This window comes from Aeromonas sobria, assembly GCF_000820145.1.
Lineage (GTDB): Bacteria > Pseudomonadota > Gammaproteobacteria > Enterobacterales > Aeromonadaceae > Aeromonas > Aeromonas sobria.
Genome location: NZ_CDBW01000016.1, coordinates 241,162 through 253,061, shown reverse-complemented (window position 1 = coordinate 253,061; position 11,900 = coordinate 241,162). Strand labels below are relative to the sequence as shown.

The window sequence follows — 11,900 nt, the reverse complement described above, 5'->3', positions numbered from 1 at the left end:
CCCCTTCCGTGGCGTGACCTCAAACAATTTATCTACAAATGAGGGGCGCGGCGGAAATACCGTCTATCTCGCAGAGGATGAACGAAGATGTTGAAATTGCTCCAACAGGTCCGGGTTCCGACCCTCGACCTGCCGGTCGAAGCCCGGCGCAAGCTCTGGTTCAAGCCTTTTATGCAATCCTATCTGGTTGTATTTATTGGCTACCTGACCATGTATCTGATCCGCAAGAACTTCAACATTGCGCAAAATGACATGATCCAGGAGTACGGTCTGTCGATGACCGAGCTTGGCATGATCGGCCTTGGTTTCTCCATCACCTACGGGGTGGGCAAGACAGTCGTCTCCTACTACGCCGATGGCAAGAACACCAAGCAGTTCCTGCCGCTGATGCTGATCCTCTCCGCCCTCTGCATGCTCGGCTTCAGTGCCAGCATGGGTGGCACCGGTTTTAGCCTCTACCTGATGATCTTCTTCTACGCAGCCAGTGGTTTCTTCCAAAGCTGTGGTGGCTCGTGCAGCTACTCCACCATCACCAAGTGGACGCCACGCAACAAGCGCGGCACTTACCTCGGCATGTGGAACCTCTCCCACAACGTCGGCGGTGCCGGTGCGGCCGGTGTGGCGCTGTTCGGTGCCAACTATCTGTTTGATGGCAATGTGCTCGGCATGTTTATCTTCCCGTCCATCATCGCGCTGATCGTCGGCTTTATCGGCCTGCGTTTTGGTAGCGATTCACCGGAAGCCTATGGTCTGGGCAAGGTAGAAGAGCTGTTTGACGAAGTGGCGAGCGAAGAAGATATCGCCACCGAAGAGCAGCAGCTGACCAAGGGGCAGATCTTCGTCAAGTACGTGCTGCTGAACAAAGTGATCTGGCTGCTCTGCTTTGCCAACATCTTCCTCTACGTGGTGCGCATCGGTATCGACCAGTGGTCCACCGTCTACGCTCACCAGGAGCTGGGTTTCTCCAAAGAGGTGGCGATTCAGGGCTTTACCTTCTTTGAAGTGGGCGCACTGGTCGGCACCCTGATGTGGGGTTATCTCTCCGATCTGGCCAATGGCCGTCGTGGTCTGGTGGCTTGCGTCGCCTTGGCACTGATCATTGCCACCCTGGGTCTCTATCAGCACGCCACTACCCCATTCATGTTCCTGGGTTCGCTGTTCTTGCTGGGCTTCCTGGTGTTTGGTCCGCAGCTGCTGATCGGCGTTGCCGCCGTGGGCTTCGTCCCCAAACAGGGCATCAGCGTCGCCGATGGGGTCAAGGGCACCTTTGCTTATCTGATCGGTGACAGCTTCGCCAAACTGGGTCTGGGCATGATCGCCGATGGTACCCCCATCTTCGGTCTGACTGGCTGGGCAGGCACCTTCGCCGCCCTCGACATGGCTGCTGCCGCCTGTCTGGTGCTGATGGCCTGTGTGGCCGTGGCCGAAGAGCGCAAGATCCGCCGTATCAAGCGCGAGCTGAAAGCCGCAGCGCTGGCCGGCCAGACCGCCTGATCCCCTGCAGATTGTCGCTGATTGTTCAGGGCCACCCACACGGGTGGCCCTTGTTGTTTGGCGCAACCAGACACCCGATGGGCCCGACATGAGCCTGCGCTGCCGCTCAAGGGGCAGGCATATCCCCATCAAGATCCCACTTTTCGTATGGACTTTTGGTAAAGCCAGCCCGCCAGCGCTATCTTGTTGCTCCCACTTGCCTGCATCACAGATATCTGATGAAGATCGTTGCCATCACCGCTTGCCCGACCGGTATTGCCCATACCTATATGGCTGCCGATGCCCTGCAAAAAGCTGCCACCACCCTGGGGCTCAAGATCAAGGTCGAAACTCAAGGTGCCATGGGCATGGAGAACATGCTGACCGCCCGCGATATTGCCAGCGCCGATCTGGTGCTGATTGCCTCCGATATCGAGATTGAGCAAAAAGATCGCTTTCTCGGCTGCGCCATCCATCAGGTGACCCTGGAGACAGTGCTGCTGGATGCCATGGGCGTACTCAAGGGATTGCCGATCCCGGCCTGATGCTGACCCGCGAGATCACCTTCTACTGCCAGCAGGGAATGAGCATCACCCAGGCCAAACAGTTGAACCGGCTGGCGGGGATGTTCAAATCCTCCATCTGTTGCGCCAACCTCACCCGGCGCCAGACTGTCATCGCCAGCAACCAGCTATCTCTGCTGACCCTCGCCACCCAACCCGGCGACCTCTGCCAGTTGCAGATTGAAGGGTGCGATGCCGAGCTGGCCCACATGGCGTTTACCTGCTGGTGCGGCGAACTGGGCCAACCGCTGGTGCGCCCATTGACCGCCGCACTGGCCGAATTACGGTTGGCGAGCGCCCTGCCCGACTACCATTTTGCCCTGCGCCAGCTGGCCCACAGCCCCGAACCGCTGACCAAGGCCGAGGCCCTCGAACATCTGATCGATCTGCTGCCCGCCGAACTGGTCACCGACCGCCCTAAACTGACCGCAGCAGTGGAGCGGCGCGAGCAGGTCTCTGCCACCATTATCCGCCCGGGCCTTGCCATGCCCCATGTATTGAGCGAAGGGATAAGCCAACCGGCGCTGAGTCTGCTCAACTGTGCAGACCCCATCGAGTGGGGCTCCCGGATTGGGCCGGTGCAGACCATTATTTTGCTGGCAGTACCGGTCGGCTGCGGACGGGAGACCCTGCGGCCCCTCACCCGATTGGCGCAGGCGATGATCGACGATGTGGTCAGCCACGCCCTGTTGCAGGCAGGCTCGGCCCCCGCCCGTCAGGCTATCGTGATTGAGAGCTTGCTGAGCTAGGCCGGTTTGCCCCCTGTTGCCAACTGACCTGTTGCCAACTGAAGAGTCGGTCTGCGATCTTGGTCTCACCGCGGCCTCTGCCATTCATCCCGCCGTCAGCCCCCTGTGGTACACTCGCAGCCATCGACAGTCTGAAGTGTGTATCCGATGAAATCTCCCCGTTCCCGTCGCTCTCTCCCTAACCGTCCGCCCCGTGATGGCGCCGCGCGCACCACCACAACGGCGCGCCCAGCCGCCCCCCGCAAACCGGATCTGGCAGCGGCGGATCGCAAGTTGCTGCTGTTGAACAAGCCCTACATGGTGCTGTGCCAGTTTACCGACGAGGCAGGCCGGGAGACCCTCAAGGATTACATCAGGGAGCCCGGCATCTATGCCGCTGGCCGCCTCGACAGAGACAGCGAAGGATTGCTGCTGCTCACCAACGACGGCAAGCTGCAGGCGCGCCTCACCCAGCCGGGGGAGAAGACCCCCAAGACCTACTGGGTGCAGGTAGAAGGCATCCCCAGCGAAGAGCAACTGGCCGCCCTGCGCGCCGGCGTGGAGCTCAATGACGGCATGACCCTGCCGGCCGGGGCCCGCATTATGGAAGAACCTGCGGTGTGGCCGCGCAATCCGCCCATTCGCGAGCGCAAGGAGATCCCCACCAGCTGGCTGGAGATCAAAATCATCGAGGGACGCAACCGGCAGGTACGGCGGATGACCGCCCATATCGGTCACCCCACACTGCGCCTTATTCGCTACGCCATCGGTGACTGGACCTTGGGTAATTGGCAAGAAGACGGTCTGGCCCCCGGCGAGAGCCGCAGCCTGCCCGCCCCCGAGCTGGCACCAGCTCCGGCCAGCCGCCCGCGTCCGTCATCATCCCGTTCGGGCGGACATGCCAAACCGGCAGGAGAGGCGCCACGGCGGGCCAGCCAGCCAAGACAGGACGAGCGTCCCCGCAGCACTAATTCAACCGAGCGCGCAACCCCAAACCCGGCCGGCGGCAAACCCCGCAGCAGCGGGCGCAGCACAATGCGCAGACCGGCCCGCGCAGGCAATCCCAATAGCAACGACAAGGAGTCATGATGAGCAATCAGGCAGAGCAATCGACCAGCAGCCATGCCCGCATGGAGGCGCGCCTGACAGTCGCCGCCGTGGTGCAGTGGCAGGGCCGCTTTCTGGTGGTGGAAGAGGAGATAAAGGGCCAGCGCCGTTTCAACCAGCCCGCCGGTCATGTGGAGCCGGGGGAAAACCTGCTTGAAGCGGCCTGCCGCGAACTGAAAGAGGAGACGGGTCTGACCGCCACGCCAACCGCCTGGCTCGGCACCTATCTGTTCAAACCGGCTGACAGTGAGGCCACCTTTGTCCGGACCGCATTGATCTTCGACCTTGAAAAAGCGCCCGGTCAGCACCATCCAGAGGATCCTGACGGCGATGTGCTCGCTTGTCACTGGCTCACCCTGGAGGAGATCGCCGAGTGCAAACCGGCCCTGCGCAGCCCGCTGGTATGGCAATGCATTCAGGACTATCTGGCGGGCACCCGCCTGCCACTCTCAGCACTCAAGGCCTTTATTTGAGGCCATTTGACACTCTTTTACGGCCGCGCTGGCCAATAACAGAAAAACGATTTCCTGCTATCAGGCTCCTGATGGGAACGACAGCATGGAGATGTGACCGGGGGCGCAAAACTCTGGTAGAATACGCCCCGTTTAAACGAACTGGTAACTTCGACTAATGACAGACAACAGCCAAATCAAGGTGATCGTCGGCATGTCCGGCGGCGTGGATTCTTCCGTCTCGGCCTACCTGCTCCAGCAGCAGGGCTATCAGGTCGAAGGCTTGTTCATGAAGAACTGGGAAGAAGACGACACGGACGAGTACTGCTCTGCCGCCCAGGATTTGGCTGATGCCAAGGCCGTCTGCGACAAGCTGGGGATGAAACTCCACACCATCAACTTCGCAGCCGAGTACTGGGACAACGTGTTCGAGCACTTCCTCGAAGAGTACAAGGCTGGCCGCACGCCGAACCCGGATATCCTGTGTAACAAGGAGATCAAGTTCAAGGCGTTCCTCGAATTTGCCGCCGAAGAGCTGGGTGCCACCTACATCGCCACCGGCCACTATGTGCGCCGTGACGACAGCACCGGCCACCCGCGCCTGCTGCGTGGTCTCGACACCAACAAGGATCAGAGCTACTTCCTTTATACCCTGAGCGAAAAGCAAGTGGGTCAGAGCCTGTTCCCGGTGGGCGATCTGGAGAAACCCGAGGTGCGCCGCATCGCCGAGCAGCTGGATCTCATCACCGCCAAGAAGAAAGACTCCACCGGCATCTGCTTTATCGGTGAGCGCAAATTCAAGGACTTCCTGGCCAAGTTCCTGCCCGCCCAACCCGGCCCCATCGAAACCGTAGATGGCAAGGTGATCGGCGAGCACCAGGGCTTGATGTACCACACCCTGGGCCAACGCAAAGGGCTCGGCATCGGTGGTCGCAAAGATGCTACCGAAGAAGCCTGGTATGTGGTCGACAAAGAGGTCGAGCGCAACGTACTGGTAGTGGCGCAAGGTGAGCATCCCCGCCTCTACTCCGACGGCCTGATTGCCAGCCAGCTGCACTGGGTGGATCGCACTCCGATCCGCGAGCCGCGCCGCTGCACCGTCAAGACCCGTTACCGCCAGCAGGATATCCCCTGCCTGATCCAGCCCATCGACGATGAGACCATCCGGGTCATCTTCGACGAGAAACAGGCTGCGGTCACCCCGGGCCAATCCGCCGTCTTCTATGACGGGGAAGAGTGCTTGGGCGGTGGCATCATAGAGCAACGTTTCAGCCATCCGGTTTGAATCCTTAACACAAGGCAGCAGACGTGAGCGATAAATTCCAAGACAGAACAATGGCCTTTGCCGGCATCTGCCAGGCTGCCTTTCTGGTGCAGAAGGTGGCCCGTGACGGCAACTGCGACGAAGCCTCCCTGCGCGAGAGCCTCTCGAGCGTACTGGTGACCGATCCCAAACAACCGCTGGAAGTGTTTGGCAGCCATCTGGCGATCCGCGATGGCTATCGCGCGCTGGTCGAACAGCTGGGTGCCGACGGCAGCCAGAAGAATGCTGAGCTGACCCGTTATGTGGTGAGCCTGATTGCGCTGGAGCGCAAGCTGGCCAAGCGCAAGGACATTCTCAACCTGCTGGGAGAGCGGATCAGCCAGATCGGCCGCCAGCAACAGCATTTCGATCTGTTGGACGAGCAGATCATGGCCAACATGGCGAGCATCTACAGCGATCTCATCAGCCCCATCGGGCCGCGCATTCAGGTGGCGGGTACCCCGCTGTTCCTGCAGCAGCCGCTGGTGCAGCACAAGGTGCGCGCCCTGCTGCTGGCGGGCATCCGTGCCTGCGTGCTGTGGCGTCAGCTCGGTGGCAGCCGAACCCAGATCATCTTCGCTCGCAAGAAGATGGTGGAGCTGGCCAAACGTTACTAATCATCGGCTCGCGCGCGGGCAATCGAGGTCGACATCAGGGTGAACAGCCGCACAGCGGCCTTGATGACGACTCCGGCCAACGCGCGAGTGGATACGGATCCCCCACACAAATCATCAGGAGTTCACCCCATGGAGCTGTCCGCGCTGACTGCTGTTTCCCCGATTGACGGTCGTTATGGCGACAAGGCCGATGCCCTGCGCCCTATCTTCTCCGAATTCGGCCTGCTGCGTTTTCGCGTCGAAGTCGAGGTGCGCTGGTTGCAAAAACTGGCCAGCCACACCGGGATCCCCGAAGTCCCTGCCCTGAGTGCGGCCGCCAATGCCCTGCTCGACGGCATCGTCAGCAACTTCAACGAGAGTGACGCAGCCCGTATCAAACAGATCGAGCGCACCACCAACCATGATGTGAAAGCGGTGGAGTACTTCCTCAAAGAACAGGTCGAAGTGACCCCTGAGCTGGCGGCTGTCAGCGAATTTATCCACTTCGCCTGCACCTCGGAAGACATCAACAACAACTCCCACGGTCTGATGCTGAAAACCGCCCGCGAAGAGGTCATCAAACCTTATTGCGAGAAGCTGATCAGCGAGCTCAAGCGTCTGGCTCACGAGTACCGTGACATGCCGCTGCTCTCCCGCACCCACGGTCAGCCGGCAACCCCGAGCACCATGGGCAAGGAGATGGCCAACGTCGCCTACCGTCTGGAGCGCCAGTACAAGCAGATCATGGCGGTGGAGATCCTCGGCAAGATCAACGGCGCCGTCGGCAACTACAACGCCCACATCAGCGCCTACCCGGACGTGGACTGGCACCAGTTCTCCGAGGAGTTCGTGACGTCCTTGGGCCTGAACTGGAACCCCTACACCACCCAGATCGAGCCGCACGACTACATTGCCGAGCTGTTCGACGCCATGGCCCGCTTCAACACCATCCTGATCGATTTTGACCGCGATGTGTGGGGTTACATTTCACTGGGTCACTTCAAGCAGCGCACCATCGCGGGCGAAATTGGCTCCTCCACCATGCCGCACAAGGTCAACCCCATCGACTTCGAAAACTCCGAAGGCAATCTGGGTCTGGCCAACGCCGTGTTCCAGCATCTGGCGAGCAAGCTGCCCATCTCCCGCTGGCAGCGTGATCTGACCGACTCAACCGTGCTGCGCAACCTGGGTGTGGCGGTGGGCTATTCGCTGATCGCCTATCAGGCGACCCTCAAGGGCATCTCCAAGCTGGAAGCCAACAGCGACGCCATGGCCGCTGACCTGAGCGCCAACTGGGAAGTGCTGGCCGAACCGATCCAGACCGTGATGCGTCGCTACGGCATCGAGAAGCCCTACGAGAAGCTCAAAGAGCTGACCCGTGGTCGCCGCGTTGATGCCGAAGGGATGCGTACCTTTATCGACACCCTCGAACTGCCAGAAGCAGTGAAGGTGGAGCTGAAGAAGCTGACCCCGGCCAACTACATTGGTGACGCCCAGCGTCTGGTTGATCTGCTGAAATAAGCGGATAAGTAACACGACCGGGGCCCTGTGCATGATCTGCAACAGGGCCCCGGTTATTTTATGTGGCACCCTATACACCCTTTGCAAGAGGGCTTGCCCGAGGTCGGCAGCCGCCTCTGGCAAGACCTCTCTTACCCTTTGTCGAACCCTTTGACGAGAAGATCTATGTACGAACTCAATCTGGATATCGCTCACTTCCTTGAGCACTACTGGCAGAAGCGCCCGCTCCTTATCAAGGGCGGCTTCAAAGACTTTCAGGATCCCATCAGCCCGGACGAGCTGGCAGGTCTGGCCATGGAAGAGGTGGTCGAGTCCCGCCTCGTCACCCGTTTTGATGGCAAGTGGGATGCCGCCCACGGCCCCTTCGAATCCTACGACCATCTGGGCGAAGAGAACTGGACCATTCTGGTACAGGCTTGCAACCATTGGGCGCCCGAGGTGAACGAACTGGCGGTGCCGTTCCAGTTCATCCCCGGCTGGCGACTGGATGATGTGATGGTGAGCTTCTCCACCCCCCATGCCGGTGTTGGCCCCCACATCGATCACTACGATGTGTTTATCACCCAGGGTCTGGGCAAGCGTCACTGGCGGGTTGGCGATGCGCTGCCACTGAACGAATTTGCGGCCCACGCCGCGCTGCTGCACTGCGAGCCGTTCGAGGCGATCATCGACGTCATCATGGAGCCGGGCGATATCCTCTACATTCCGCCAGGATTCCCCCACGAAGGCTACGCCATCGAGCCCTCCATGAACTTCTCGGTCGGTTTCCGCGCGCCGGACGCCAAGGCGCTGATCTCCTCCTTTGCCGATCACCTGATCGACAACGAGGTGCGTACCGAGCGTTACAGCGACCCGGACCTCAAGCCCCGTGCCCGTCACGGCGAGATCCAGTCCCATGAACTGCACCGTCTGCGCGAGTTGATGCAACAGGCCCTCGATGACGAGACCCTGTTCAAGGAGTGGTTCGGCGCCATGATCTCCGAGGCCAAGCACGATCTGGACGTCAATCCGGTCGAGCCGGACTACAGCGCCGAGGAAGTAGCCGACCTGCTGACCCAGGGCGAGCCTGCTATCAAGGTGCCGGGCCTGCGCAGCGTCTGGTTCAGCGGCGAGAGCCAGCAGTGCTATATCGACGGCGAAGCCTGGACCCTGCCGAGCGAGGATGCGGCTGCCATCTCCCTGCTGTGTGATAAAGACATCATCACTCAGGCTGATATGGTTGAACTGGCCGATCAGGCCGGTTTCCTGCAACTGCTGACCCGTCTGGTCAATCGCGGTTACTGGTTCTTTAGCTGATCAGGCTATGGTTGGACCATATGAAAGGCGCCTTTTGGCGCCTTTTTTATTGCTCCGCCACTGTTCAATTAACAATCTATTCGCGAAGCTGAACCTACTCTTGATGAACCGGCAAGTGGTGCTTTGTTGAACGAAACCGGCCACGTATCATGCGGCCGTTCCTGTTCAGAAGAGAAGAGCCCCCATGCAGATCACCTCCCAGCCCATGCCACTGCCCGATTACAGCAAATACCCCTCCTACCCCGATGTGACTCCCGAGCAGATCAATAAAGCCCGCAATGAAGCGCTGGCCAAAAAGGATGAGGTGAAGGCGCAGAGCGAGGAGCAGGCAACCGCCCGCAGAACCATGGCCGTCTCCTACACCGCCCACCAGCAGGATAAAGCGGCGATCAATCGTTACTTGCAAGCGAGCGGACAAGAGACCGGCAACAGCGCCGCCCCGAGCACCGCTGATGTTTATCAGGCGGCAAATCGCTACCAGCGCCAGCAGAACCTGACCGACTATCTGCAATTCCAGCAGAGCCCCCTCGGTCAACAGATGGGTAGTATGGTTGGTGAAGAAAAACGCAAAGGCTCCCAGCTGGATATCATGGCCTGATACGAGAGACGGCCAGCATCGCCGACTTGAATGGCAATGCTCCGCTCCGCTCAGCTCAGCCCAGCTCTCCATGACCAGCCATGGGTTCATCGCGACTCCCGAAGAGCCGGCAGGCTCTTTGGGTTTGTCGCAAAAGTGTGATTTATTTCAAATAACCGCCCGTTGCGCCGTCTCGTTATGACCTGGTTTTGGCAGATGCATGCCATATGTGCAGTCACTAATATGACTAACTATTCAGGTTTCTTATCCGCCCTTTATCCCCCTTGGCTGACCCTGCCCGACCACTCGATAACGGGACTCATATATCAGGGGATCATGGCAAATATGATCCGGATCAATATTCAGGCGCCATGCACCCTGCAGCGACGATTTGCCGGTTTTTCATCCCCTCTCTGACCATCCTGTTTTTACCCCAAAAAGAGCCGCAAGGCGCACCGGCAGCCACAGCGGGATAGTGATCACTTACCTGCCTCCCCTTTATGCAAATAAATGCGTTTTAGCGCCTTTAATTGCTTGTCAAGGGGGCATCACGAATGCAAAATACGCCGCCAATAAAGGACCGATGTTCACTGCGACATCGGTTTTTGTATTTTTGAAGTGCAGTACAAACCCACCACAAGAGGCCGGAACGTTTCCGGAAGTGATATTCGAGATTGCCAAACAATCTCCCGACGTTGAGAGGATAACCATGGGGCGTTTTAATGCTTTCCTGCCGGTACAGCCCGGTATGCGCCACCCCGGCGCCCTTGATGTACAGGCTTGCGAATCCATCGTATCCCTGCGCTCGTTGCAAGCACGTGCTGCGGCACTGATTGAGGAGAAAGCGTAATGGCATCGCAAAACGCCAAGCTGCTCAAGACCCTTACCCTGACACAAGTGATTGTGATGGGTCTGGCCTATCTGACCCCCATGGCTGTGTTCGACACCTTCGCCATCGTCGGTGACATCACCGATGGTCGGGTCGCCACCGCCTATCTGCTGGCACTGGGTGGCATCCTGCTCACCGCCCTCAGCTATGGTCATCTGGTACGCAAGTTCCCTTCTGCGGGTTCTGCCTACACCTATGCCCAGAAAGTATTCAACCCCTACGTCGGTTTCATGGTCGGCTGGTCATCCCTGCTCGACTACATGTTCATGCCGATGATCAACATCCTGCTGGCCAAGATCTACCTGACCGCCATGTTCCCGGGCGTCGAGCCCTGGATCTTCATCTTCGGTCTGGTGACAGTGATGACCTTGCTGAACCTGCGCGGCATCAATCTGGTGGCCAACTTCAACGGGCTGATCGTGGTGATCCAGCTCGCTATCATCACCCTCTTCATCGGCCTGATGGCGTGGGGCATCTATCATGGTGAGGGCGCTGGCACCCTGATGAGCAGCCGTCCGTTCCACGTCGAGTCAGCCCAGATGGTGCCGCTGTTTACCGGTGCGACCATCCTCTGCTTCTCGTTCCTCGGCTTTGACGGTCTGAGCTCCCTCTCCGAAGAGACCCCGAACGCCGGCAAGGTGATCCCCAAGGCGATCGTGCTGACGGCCCTGATCGGCGGCATCATCTTCGTGGTGGTCTCCTACTGCCTGCAGCTCTACTTCCCGAGCCTTGCCCGCTTCCAGCATCCGGATGCGGTACTGCCGGAGATCGCCCTCTACGTTGGCGGCACCTTCTTCCAGTCGGTGGTACTGGTCTGCACCACGGTTGCGGTACTGGCCTCCGGCATGGCGGCTCACGCCGGTGTCTCGCGCATCCTCTACGTGATGGGTCGTGACCGGATGATCCCGGAGCGGGTGTTTGGCTACATCCACCCGAAATACCGCACCCCGGCCATCAACGTGTTGATGGTGGGCGGTCTGGCCCTCTCCGCCGTGTCGTTTGATCTGGATACCGCGCTGGCGCTGGTCAACTTCGGGGCGCTGGTGGCGTTCAGCTTCGTCAACCTGTCGGTGATCGGTCAGTTCTGGGTACGCGAGAAGCGCAACAAGACCATCAAGGATCACGTTGTCTTCCTGCTGCTGCCGCTGCTCGGCGCTGCCACCATCGGCGCCCTGTGGATCAACCTGGAGCAGAGCTCCCTCGAGCTGGGTCTGATCTGGGCCGGTCTGGGTGTGACCTATCTGTTCCTGCGTCTGGCGGTGTTCCGCATCCCGTTCCGTCAGTACGAGGAAGCGGCTGACGCCTGATCCTGAGCGATAACGGATACACAGAAGGGGAGCCATGGCTCCCCTTCTGTTATTTCACCGGCGCTATCTCACCGAGTGACTGCCCTTA

General features: G+C 59.6%; 12 protein-coding genes. All 12 read left to right on the top strand.

Annotated features, from left to right (window positions below; translation table 11 throughout):
- Window positions 1-87 precede the first annotated feature (87 nt).
- The 12 genes from uhpT (at window position 88) to BN1135_RS08000 (ending at window position 11,812) form a co-directional block, all read left to right on the top strand.
- Complete coding sequence (uhpT, locus tag BN1135_RS08055; protein WP_042020224.1) at window positions 88-1,494, top strand: hexose-6-phosphate:phosphate antiporter; 1,407 nt, start codon at window positions 88-90, stop codon at window positions 1,492-1,494.
- Window positions 1,495-1,712: 218 nt separating this feature from the next.
- Window positions 1,713-2,018, top strand: coding sequence for a PTS fructose transporter subunit IIB (locus tag BN1135_RS08050; protein ID WP_042020223.1), 306 nt, complete (start codon window positions 1,713-1,715; stop codon window positions 2,016-2,018).
- Window positions 2,018-2,785 carry a PTS sugar transporter subunit IIA gene (locus tag BN1135_RS08045; RefSeq protein WP_042020221.1) on the top strand — a complete coding sequence of 256 codons (768 nt, stop codon included), beginning with the start codon at window positions 2,018-2,020 and terminating at the stop codon, window positions 2,783-2,785. The genes BN1135_RS08050 and BN1135_RS08045 overlap by 1 nt, the downstream gene beginning before the upstream one ends.
- A 147-nt stretch (window positions 2,786-2,932) precedes the next feature.
- A complete protein-coding gene (locus tag BN1135_RS08040; protein WP_042020220.1) occupies window positions 2,933-3,853 on the top strand; it encodes a pseudouridine synthase in 921 nt (306 codons plus the stop codon).
- A complete protein-coding gene (locus BN1135_RS08035) occupies window positions 3,853-4,344 on the top strand; it encodes an NUDIX hydrolase (protein ID WP_042020219.1) in 492 nt (163 codons plus the stop codon). Before BN1135_RS08040 ends, BN1135_RS08035 begins: the two co-directional genes overlap by 1 nt.
- A 157-nt stretch (window positions 4,345-4,501) precedes the next feature.
- Window positions 4,502-5,608, top strand: a complete 1,107-nt coding sequence (mnmA, locus tag BN1135_RS08030; protein WP_042020218.1) for a tRNA 2-thiouridine(34) synthase MnmA — start codon at window positions 4,502-4,504, stop codon at window positions 5,606-5,608.
- Window positions 5,609-5,631: 23 nt separating this feature from the next.
- A complete protein-coding gene (hflD, locus tag BN1135_RS08025; RefSeq protein WP_042020217.1) occupies window positions 5,632-6,243 on the top strand; it encodes a high frequency lysogenization protein HflD in 612 nt (203 codons plus the stop codon).
- Window positions 6,244-6,372: 129 nt separating this feature from the next.
- Window positions 6,373-7,743: an adenylosuccinate lyase gene (gene purB / locus BN1135_RS08020; protein WP_042020216.1), complete on the top strand. Its 1,371-nt coding sequence runs from the start codon at window positions 6,373-6,375 to the stop codon at window positions 7,741-7,743.
- Window positions 7,744-7,908: 165 nt separating this feature from the next.
- Window positions 7,909-9,039, top strand: a complete 1,131-nt coding sequence (locus BN1135_RS08015; RefSeq protein WP_042020215.1) for a ribosomal protein uL16 3-hydroxylase — start codon at window positions 7,909-7,911, stop codon at window positions 9,037-9,039.
- A gap of 184 nt (window positions 9,040-9,223) precedes the next feature.
- Window positions 9,224-9,637: a hypothetical protein gene (locus tag BN1135_RS08010; protein WP_042020214.1), complete on the top strand. Its 414-nt coding sequence runs from the start codon at window positions 9,224-9,226 to the stop codon at window positions 9,635-9,637.
- Window positions 9,638-10,007: 370 nt separating this feature from the next.
- Window positions 10,008-10,466, top strand: a complete 459-nt coding sequence (locus BN1135_RS22040; protein ID WP_139245047.1) for a hypothetical protein — start codon at window positions 10,008-10,010, stop codon at window positions 10,464-10,466.
- A complete protein-coding gene (locus BN1135_RS08000) occupies window positions 10,466-11,812 on the top strand; it encodes an APC family permease (RefSeq protein ID WP_042020212.1) in 1,347 nt (448 codons plus the stop codon). Before BN1135_RS22040 ends, BN1135_RS08000 begins: the two co-directional genes overlap by 1 nt.
- Window positions 11,813-11,900 lie beyond the last annotated feature (88 nt).

Coding starts and splice junctions, on each gene's coding strand:
- uhpT (WP_042020224.1), top strand. CDS start 88: ATGTTGAAATTGCTCCAACAGGTCCGGGTTCCGACCCTCGACCTGCCG.
- BN1135_RS08050 (WP_042020223.1), top strand. CDS start 1,713: ATGAAGATCGTTGCCATCACCGCTTGCCCGACCGGTATTGCCCATACC.
- BN1135_RS08045 (WP_042020221.1), top strand. CDS start 2,018: ATGCTGACCCGCGAGATCACCTTCTACTGCCAGCAGGGAATGAGCATC.
- BN1135_RS08040 (WP_042020220.1), top strand. CDS start 2,933: ATGAAATCTCCCCGTTCCCGTCGCTCTCTCCCTAACCGTCCGCCCCGT.
- BN1135_RS08035 (WP_042020219.1), top strand. CDS start 3,853: ATGAGCAATCAGGCAGAGCAATCGACCAGCAGCCATGCCCGCATGGAG.
- mnmA (WP_042020218.1), top strand. CDS start 4,502: ATGACAGACAACAGCCAAATCAAGGTGATCGTCGGCATGTCCGGCGGC.
- purB (WP_042020216.1), top strand. CDS start 6,373: ATGGAGCTGTCCGCGCTGACTGCTGTTTCCCCGATTGACGGTCGTTAT.
- BN1135_RS08015 (WP_042020215.1), top strand. CDS start 7,909: ATGTACGAACTCAATCTGGATATCGCTCACTTCCTTGAGCACTACTGG.
- BN1135_RS08010 (WP_042020214.1), top strand. CDS start 9,224: ATGCAGATCACCTCCCAGCCCATGCCACTGCCCGATTACAGCAAATAC.
- BN1135_RS08000 (WP_042020212.1), top strand. CDS start 10,466: ATGGCATCGCAAAACGCCAAGCTGCTCAAGACCCTTACCCTGACACAA.